Annotated in this window: 1 protein-coding gene; it reads right to left on the reverse strand. The window is 41.9% G+C overall.

Going from position 1 to position 1,240, the window contains the following annotated elements; translation table 11 throughout:
- On the reverse strand, positions 1 to 1,240 hold a 1,240-nt coding region (secD, locus tag HP439_RS19140), incomplete at both ends, for a protein translocase subunit SecD (protein ID WP_172391918.1).

Here is a 1,240-nt window from a genome sequence, read left to right on the forward strand (position 1 = left end):
CCGTTGCTATTGCTGCACCTGCTGAATATTGCCATTTGCGGAAACGAACTAAAATATAAATGGCTATAATGATGATTGCAAATACCGCTGACCATATTGCTCTATCCTTAATATCAGAAGCAATACTTGGACCTACTTTTTGAGAAGAAAGGATTTCGTGGTCGTTGCCACTAATTTTAGAAAGACCTTCGTTTAATTTCGCTAGTACTTCTTTATCCGCATCATCGTTCGTTTCATCAACCCGATACGTTGTCGTTACGCGAACTTGATTTTCGCTACCGAAAGTTTTTACTTCTGTTGTCGAGCTAAACGCTTCGTCTAAGTGCTGACGAACTTCTTCCACGTTCACCGGCTGTTCGTAACTAACCGTATACGTCCGTCCGCCTTTGAAATCAACGCCTAGCGTGAATCCTTTCATCAAGATCGACGCAAAACATATTATTACAAGTGCAATAGAGATGCTGTAATATAGTTTGCGTTTTTTGATGAATTGAAAGTTTGCGTTTAATAAAGTATTTGCTGACCACTTGTTAGCGACGGAAACTTGCATGTCTTTACTTAGCATATATTCAAAAATCAGACGAGAGATGAAAATAGATGTAAATAATGACGTGATGATACCGATCATTAACGTTGTGGCAAATCCCAAGATCGGACCGCTACCGAAGAAGAATAGTACTAAGCCTACGAGGAATGTCGTAACCTGTGAATCTAAGATTGAAGGCATCGCGTGTTTGTATCCATCAGCAATAGCTTGGCGGATGCTTTTACCTTCTCTCATTTCTTCCCGTATACGCTCATATATTAGTACGTTCGCATCCACGGCGGTACCCATTGTAAGGACAATACCAGCGATACCAGGCAGTGTTAATACGGCACCCATCGATGCTAGTATACCGAGTAAAAAGAACACGTTGAAAATTACAGCAACGTTTGCTGCGATACCAGCGCGGTTGTAGTAAGCTATCATGAATATCATCACTACTACAAAGCCGATCACAGCAGAGTTGACACCGGCGTCAATCGCGGCCTGGCCTAAAGATGGACCTACAATAGCTTCTTCGACAATTTTAGCAGTAGTTGGAAGACGTCCAGCTTTTAAAACGTTTGCTAGATCTTTTGTATCTTCGATTGTAAAGTTTCCCGAAATCTGGGAGTTTCCGTTAGGGATTTCTTCGTTAACCGTCGGTGCGGAATATACTACTCCGTCCAAAACAATAGCGACGGCTTCCTTGTTTTG

The sequence above is a fragment of the Sphingobacterium shayense genome, assembly GCF_013179575.1.
GTDB classification, from domain to species: domain Bacteria; phylum Bacteroidota; class Bacteroidia; order Sphingobacteriales; family Sphingobacteriaceae; genus Sphingobacterium; species Sphingobacterium shayense.